The organism is Candidatus Desulfolinea nitratireducens (genome assembly GCF_982879505.1).
Genome location: NZ_CEYOSI010000087.1, coordinates 1 through 7,521, shown reverse-complemented (window position 1 = coordinate 7,521; position 7,521 = coordinate 1). Strand labels below are relative to the sequence as shown.

The following is a 7,521-nucleotide window of genomic DNA, read 5'->3' as shown; positions in this document are numbered from 1 at the left end:
ACGTGAACGTCAGGGCTAATGGCGGAAGCCCCGCTGGGGCTGGCGAGCGAGGGCGATTTATCGTCCTTTGGCCATGAGCCTGTTGGGTTCACCCACAGGCGGAAATTGTAAATAATAATTTCTATGCTCTCCATTCCTCGCCCGGACGTGAACGTCAGGGCTAATGGCGGAAGCCCCGCTGGGGCTGGCGAGCGAGGGCGGTTTCGCGCGAAGCATCGTTCATCCAGCTTGACTGGACCCTTTAGGGCATTGTCCTTGAGCTTTCTAATATAGCCAGCGGTGATTTTGGAGATAGAGAAAGAGAGTTTCATTTTAGATTATATTTTGAGCATTTACAAAACCTTCGTGTTCCTTTGTGTCTTTGTGGTAAATATTAAAACCCCAACTCTTTCAAAGTCTCCGCTTCGGAACGTTTACCCTTCTTCCCCTTCAGCTCCTGCCAGAAACGCTCATCATAACGGCGTGATTTGACCGGCAGCGGCATCGGCACTCCCCAGCCAAGGAGCAAAACTTCCTCTTTTGGTTGGAGTCGTGCCAGCATTCCTCGTAAGGCTTCGCGCCCCGCCAAACCGGAGAGCACCGCACGGATATCATCATCATCGCCGAGCCAGCCGGAGATGCGTGTCCCCAATTGCGACATGACCTCATCGTAAATTTGCGAGGGGCGCTGATCGACGATCATCAAGGTAACGTAGTATTTGCGCATCTCGCGGGCGATGGTCGCAAAGGTCGTCTGGGCAGCCATCTCACGATTGAGTAATTTATGGGCCTCTTCCACGACCAGGATCAGATGGCGCGGCTCCTCTTTTCCGTGGGTGCGGAAATTATTCACGCGCTGCTCCCAGACCGCGCTGATCTTGCGGGTCAGTAAATTGGAAACCAAAAGATAATCCAGGTCTGAGTCAAATTTGCCAAAGGACAGGATCACATGCTTGCCGCCATCCAGGTTATCGATGACCTGTTTGACCGAATCCGCGGCGGGTCTTTCTGAGATATAGGGCGCGTTGAAGAGCCGTCCCAGCTTGGAGTGCAGCGCTTCAGCGGCCATCACATTGACGCCATTTTCCAGCGCCCAGGCCGCAATACTTTCTGGCGCAGGCACCTTATTAATCTTGCCCGTGCGCTCATCCTCGACTTCGATCGTCGCGCCGTTGAGCATATTTTTATAGGTGCTGAACCATTCCCTGGGGCCAAAGGTCCGCACAAGGGCATCCAAAACCGTCGGGGTGGTTTCGCGCAAATTTAACGTGCGGGTCAGCATCAGCACATCCGAGGACTGGATCTCGCTCATTGCAATCTCCAGATGAAAATCCGGGTTCGCCCCGCGGATATTCGTCCCCGCGCCCAGTCCCACCACCTGCACCCTGGACCCAAATTTGGTCTTCAGCCCGGGCACGGTCTTGTTCGTGTCGGTCGCCGTATCGTCAAATCCGTACTCGTTATGCATATCCAGAACCAGCACCGAGGCCGCGTTGTAATTGATCAGCCCGGCCAAAATGATCCGCGTCAGGAAGGATTTCCCCGTCCCGGTTGCGCCAAAAACACCCGAGGAGCGCTGGACGAATTTGCTCAGATCGATACAGACAGGGTGATCCTGTTCGCGGGTGCTGCCGATCACAAAATTCCCTTTTTCTCCGACTTTGCCAAAGATCTCGGCAATATCACCCTCCGATGCGAGCGTGACCTCGGCGTGGTGCGGGGGCACGTTCTTGACCGGTCTCGGACGGGGTTCATCCCGCAACCCGGCCTTGATCGCTTTTTGCCAGTTGGCGTGTTCCGGCGTCCCCGGCTCAGGGCCGCGATCCAGCATTAGCGTGGGCAGCACCTCGAGATTAGTATAAAGAGTCTGCCCGTGGAGGGCCTGCGCCAGGGCTGGCGGGAGGCGCATCTCAGTCTGCTCATCCGCAAAACGGGGGTCCGTCGCCCCAAGCTGGATATCGGTGACAATGCCATAATACTGCCAGTCTCCGCTCCGGATGACGGTGAAGGCCCCCTCCTGCACCTCTTGCGATGGGACCGTTAACCGCACACGGAAGGATTCTTTTAGCCCACCTCCAACGAGATAACCAATGGGTTGATTTTTATTCATAAAAACTCCTGTTAAACACAAAGGACACTAAGGAGCACGAAGGAAAACAAAGAAAAATCTTTGAGAGCCTTTGTGACCGTCGTGTTTAATATTAGACAACCATACGTTTGATTCCATGCTTGAGACGTGCCACATAGAAATTGATGAGATACCCAAGACGGATATTGCTCAATCGAAGATAAGTAAGTAATTGTGCTTCGTAAACCGGATTCATCTTTTCAACAGCTTTCAACTCAACAATAACGCAATTTTCAATAAGCAGGTCAAGGCGGAATGCTGTATCTAGTTTTGCGCCTTCGTAGATAATAGGTACGGCAACCTGATTTTCAACAGCCAATCCGCTTTTGCGTAATTCATATGCCAACGTGGTTTCATAAACAGATTCTAAAAGGCCGGGACCTAGCGCAGAATGAACTTTGAAAGCTGCATCTAAAACTGCCTTGCCAACTTTCTCAACATCGGCTGGGATAGCTGTGTATTTTATCTTTTTCATAGCAAATCTTTCTAAACACTAAGGACACGAAGAGGCACAATGCTAAAAGCAAAATCTTTGAGAGCCTTTGTGCCCTTAGTGTTTAATCTTCTCTCGATAGCCCAAAAAACTCTCATCCTTTTCAAACACGAAGGTCACCAAGAATCACAAAAAAACCTTAGAGAACTTTGTGCCCTTTGTGTTTAAGTTTTTAAACTGTCTCACCCAAAGCCCCTAATACACTCATCAAGGTCGGGTAATCATCCCTTAGTAAAGTAATAATCTCTTTAATCGCCCTGTTTTGCCAATCAGCATCTTTTTTATGCGCTTGAGCCGCCTGCTGAACATGCGCTGCGAGCATCTCGCCAACCGGCGCATCCTTGGCGCGCAGGATATGCCGAAAATAGCCAAAGCGTCCTGCAGCCGTAAAACGGATCAGATCCTCCGCGTCGCATTTGTAGATCACATCCAAACTTAGGGGCGGGCGTGGTGGCAACAGATGCGCGACCTTTCCATCCAGCTCGTAGCCGACGGTCAGCACCGACATCTCGACGGGCACGATCCGCCGCTCGCGGTTATCGGCGATCACCTCCTCGCTGACGTTACCGACCGTCACCAATTGGCGCACCAGTCCATCGTCGTCGATATGGATATCGTAGATCAGCCCGTAGACCTGATAACCGTTCCCCAGCGGGGCACGCACAAGGCCGCCAAAGACAGGCGCTTCGAGCTGTGAGACATTGCATCCAGCCACAAAGCCGGTCGTGCCAGAGCGAAGTAAACGTCCGATTTCAATTGATTGCATAATTGCTCCGATTCTTTAATTCACCACAGATGAACAGAGATAAACAGGATGAAAAACTTTTAAAGCCGCTTGAGAGCGGTCATGGCGTTACAAATATCTTTTCCAAACCTTCCAACTTTCAAACCTTAAACCTTTAACTATTCGCTACATCCTTCGTGGACTGCTTCCCGGATTGCTCCCCGATCTCAGCATTGTTCCGACGCAATTCCAGGTCCAGCATCTGTTCGACCTGACGTTTCTCATCAAAGGAGACCACCGCCACCTCATGTGAACGATGTAAGAGATAAGGATAAGGTTTACTGCCTAATATCCGGCATTGTTGAATTAAGGCCGCATGGAGATCATTCAATTTCTGAGGGTCATCCACCACCCATTTGGGAATATCTACACGCACAATAACGGGGTGCTTATCTGTTCCAACATTTAAATAAAAGAAATGCAAAGATAAAATCCCTTTATAAATATCTTTTGATTTTGCTTGCAAGGCAAAAACCGCTGAACGTTCTCCTGTTTTTAATAATGGTTTAGAACCTTTCTCTCCATATAGCCAGGTATCGGTAACCCCTAGAAAGGGGTGGAATTTTCGTAAATCCTCTAACTGCTCAGGAGTTGCAATTGCAATTTCTAAAAGCCTCGTAACAAAGTTTGATCCGGGCTTATCGACATATCCAGCAGTGGTGATGCCTTTTTCCTGTAACCGTGAAAGCGCGCCGAGATATTGCTGCATGCTTTCCTGGTAGCTTTTGGCATTGCTGGGATCTTTATTGCCCCATAACTCGATCGGTCCATCCGTAAAGGTAATGATTGGGGCCGAATAATTTTTGGCGATTTCGCCCAGTTTGGTGCGCTCGGCCAGATCCCGGCGCAGGGCGATTGTCCCCTCGCTGAGGGTGGTGCCATATTCGGTCAGAAGCTCATCTCCAAAAAAAAGTTGACTATCGGTAAAAACTTCGGGGGTTGATCCGGAGTTGAGCTGCATCGCGATGGCCCCCACATTGACCAGGCCAAAATGTATCGCCGCATGTCGATCGGGGATAATTTGCGAGCCATCGGCAGCGATCAGCGTTGCATCCACAGGGAGGGCAGGTGTGGGCACGCGCGTATCGAGATTCTCATTTAACGGTAGGGCGCAACGGATATTCGCATCCTGCACGAGGGCAGTATCCACTTTTTTCCGCAGCCCATCCAGATCATCGGCATATTCATTCAGCAAATTCAGCGCGCGCTGACGGCGTTCATCCAATACTTCTTTACGCTCTTGCGCGCTCTTTCCGATCTCTTTGATCCGTTCATAAATTTGCTGAAAATCAATTGCCATGCCTGCTCCCTAGAACATTTGTCTTATATTTTACCAGAAAAACACCCTCACTGCCCTCACCCCCGCATCGTTTCACTCGCTCCCCCTCTCCCGTTTTATGGGAGAGGGAAGTTCGAGCGAAGCAAGAACGGGTGAGGGCAAAAGGGTATAATTTAGGCAATTCATACAAAAATCACGTCATTGCGAGCGGAGCGAAGCAATCCCCTGCCTGTAGATGGAGATTGCTTCGGCGATAATACTGCCTCGCAATGACAGACTTAGGAGACGCAATGTTAAAAGTTGGATATATCGGTTTGGGGCTGATGGGCAAGCCGATGGCCCGCAATATACTAAAAGCCGGTTTCCCTGTGGTTGTCCATAACCGCAGCCGCGCGGCTGTGGACGAGTTGGTGGCCGAAGGGGCGACTGCTGCAACTACACCTGCTGAGGTCGCCGCCCAGGTTGACGTGGTCATCACCAATCTGCCGGATTCCCCCGATGTGGAGTTGGTTGCCCTCGGTGCAGATGGCATTATCGAAGGCGCAAAAGAAGGGTTGATCTTTATTGATAACTCAACCATTAAACCCGCCACCGCCCGCCAGATTGCCGAGAAGCTGGGGGAGAAAGGCGTTCTTTCACTGGATGCCCCTGTCAGCGGCGGGGATGTCGGCGCGATCAACGGCACCTTGACGATCATGCTTGGCGGACCAGAAACCGCATTGAATAAAGCGATGCCGGTCCTCGAGGCAATCGGCAAGAGCATCACCCTTGTTGGCGATGCGGGTGCAGGGCAGATCGCCAAGGTCTGTAACCAGATCATGGTCGCCGCTCAAATGGTCGGAATGGCAGAATTACTGATCGTTGCTCAGAAAGCTGGTGCTGATCCACAAAAAGTTGTGCAAGCCATTAAAGGCGGCGCGGCTCAATGCTGGGCACTTGATGTCAAACCTCCACGCCTTTTTGCTGGAAACCGAAACCCCGGCTTCAAAGCCTATATGCAAGCCAAAGACTTAAATATCGTCCTCGACACCGCCCGCGATTATGGTGTTCCCCTACCGGGCACATCGGCTAATACCCAACTCTTCAGCGCGATGCTCGAAATGGGCATGGGCGATCTCGATAACTCGGCGGTAATTGGCGTGATCGAGGCGTTGGCTGGGGAGACGTTGAAAGTTTAGTAACGAGAAAGAAGTGATGAGTGACGAGTGAAAAACGCATCATTTATCACTCGTCACTTCTTGAAAAGTTTTCTTTGGCGGTGAAAACTTTTGCGTCGCCGCCAAGCATAGAATATTAGTGCTATAATCGCTCTGAATTCAACGCAAAAGCAGATGGATTAAGATATTGGGTCAATGTTGTTAATAGAGCTTCACAGGTGTTCAGTCAACTATGAAACCAGAACATGTTGAAAAACCGTTTTCGCAAAGGCTGCTTGAGTTAATTTCAGAGCCTAATTTCATTAAATTTCAAAATATTCTTAGTGAGCCAAATTTCTTCACAGTGGTGGGAAGAACACATTATGAAAGATGGCACTCTAATTTTTATGGGTGGTTATTGGATGCTAATGGCTCGCATCTAATGAGGGACTATGTTTTAATAAGATTTCTGCTGCTCATCCATGATGAAAGGTGCCTTAAGTCAAGCTATCATGGGAAGAATAACTTGTCAGAAATCATCCCTATGGCAGAGTTTGATGAAATCAGCGTCATTCCTAATGAACACCAATCATCAGAAAAAAGCATTAGGAATGTTGGTAGATTTGATGTTTTTCTCACTGCTAAATATCGCAATAATGATGTGGCTGGAAAACTAAATGTTATCTTTGAATTAAAAATCGATAGTCGTATTGATGCGGAACAGTCAAAAAAATATGCCAACTGGTTATATGAACAACATCCCGAAGATACGAATATTTTGATTTATCTATTACCTGAATTAATGTCAGATTCTCGGTCTACAGTGGGAGATGCCCGATGGTATTGTATGGATTATCAACTTCTCAACGACAAATTGGTGCAGCCCATACTTGAACATCCGAATCTAAATCATAAAGTCCAACCGTTTATCATTCAGTACATTAAAAATCTAAAAATTAGACATAAGGGTATAAAAATGGCTATCACAAAAGAAGAGAAAAAACTCGCTGTTGAATTATATGAAAAATACTCTGATGTTTTCGATTCCATTTTTGATGCGCTCCAAGAAGAAAACATTATTGATGACAGCACTTCCGATATTCCAACCAGAGGAAGAAGCTCGGGAAGAATCACCGTCAAAATTAACAATAAAATTTTTGACGGCGAGACAGTTAGACTTTTATTCAGAAAAATTTTGGAGTACCTAGTAGATGAAAACCTGCTTCGGGATATTTCATTGCCTTGGGGAATTAGTAAAACCCGATATATCCTAACAAAAGAAATCCATCCCATTCACCCGAGCGGGAAGAGCTTCTTTTACCCTGAAAGTTACAAAGGATATACGATGGAAACTCATTATGCGAGAGAAAGAGGGTTGTCGTGTTAGATAAAGTTTGTAAGAAACTAAATTTAGAGTACGAGCCAGTGGATGTATAAAATGAAAAAAATAACGTCTTCCCAAATGCAACAAATCCATAGTGCCTTAATACAGGCATTAGACGATCTTTCTTACAAAGACTTTGCAGGGAAAGACTTCTTTTTCTTCAAGTATGAACGCCATGTATTTTTAGGAGATTTTGTAACCATATTGATGGAAGAATACTTTTACAACGCAGAAATCGCCATTTACAAGAAGCTTAGCATTGATTTGGCACAAATTAGATATAGAGATAAATACCATTCTTATGAGTTGAAAACGAAATATCAGAACAAACATGTGGT

The 7,521-nt window shown here is 47.8% G+C and carries 8 protein-coding genes; 3 read left to right on the top strand and 5 right to left on the bottom strand.

Features of this window, described 5'->3' with window-relative positions; genetic code table 11:
* The 5 genes from AC3DOM_RS09325 to AC3DOM_RS09305 form a co-directional block, all read right to left on the bottom strand.
* Positions 1 to 311: hypothetical protein (locus AC3DOM_RS09325; RefSeq protein ID WP_487918771.1), on the bottom strand; the 311-nt coding region annotated here is incomplete at its 3' end.
* A gap of 62 nt (positions 312 to 373) precedes the next feature.
* The gene (locus AC3DOM_RS09320; protein WP_487918770.1) at positions 374 to 2,089 is read right to left on the bottom strand and encodes an ATP-binding protein; all 1,716 of its coding nucleotides are present in this window, start codon (positions 2,087 to 2,089) and stop codon (positions 374 to 376) included.
* A gap of 91 nt (positions 2,090 to 2,180) precedes the next feature.
* Positions 2,181 to 2,582 (bottom strand): GxxExxY protein, encoded by a 402-nt coding sequence (locus AC3DOM_RS09315; protein ID WP_487918769.1) that lies wholly within the window; start codon positions 2,580 to 2,582, stop codon positions 2,181 to 2,183.
* A gap of 190 nt (positions 2,583 to 2,772) precedes the next feature.
* Positions 2,773 to 3,366, bottom strand: a complete 594-nt coding sequence (locus AC3DOM_RS09310) for a hypothetical protein (protein ID WP_487918768.1) — start codon at positions 3,364 to 3,366, stop codon at positions 2,773 to 2,775.
* Positions 3,367 to 3,499: 133 nt separating this feature from the next.
* A complete protein-coding gene (locus tag AC3DOM_RS09305; protein WP_487918767.1) occupies positions 3,500 to 4,684 on the bottom strand; it encodes a DNA double-strand break repair nuclease NurA in 1,185 nt (394 codons plus the stop codon).
* A 269-nt stretch (positions 4,685 to 4,953) separates the two neighbouring features.
* Here AC3DOM_RS09305 and AC3DOM_RS09300 point away from each other — a divergent pair, with 269 nt between their 5' ends.
* The 3 genes from AC3DOM_RS09300 to AC3DOM_RS09290 all read left to right on the top strand — a co-directional run.
* On the top strand, positions 4,954 to 5,841 hold the full coding sequence (locus tag AC3DOM_RS09300) for an NAD(P)-dependent oxidoreductase (RefSeq protein ID WP_487918766.1): 888 nt from the start codon (positions 4,954 to 4,956) through the stop codon (positions 5,839 to 5,841).
* Between the two features lie 211 nt (positions 5,842 to 6,052).
* Positions 6,053 to 7,186 carry a PD-(D/E)XK nuclease family protein gene (locus AC3DOM_RS09295; protein WP_487918765.1) on the top strand — a complete coding sequence of 378 codons (1,134 nt, stop codon included), beginning with the start codon at positions 6,053 to 6,055 and terminating at the stop codon, positions 7,184 to 7,186.
* Between the two features lie 51 nt (positions 7,187 to 7,237).
* Positions 7,238 to 7,521: hypothetical protein (locus AC3DOM_RS09290; protein ID WP_487918764.1), on the top strand; the 284-nt coding region annotated here is incomplete at its 3' end.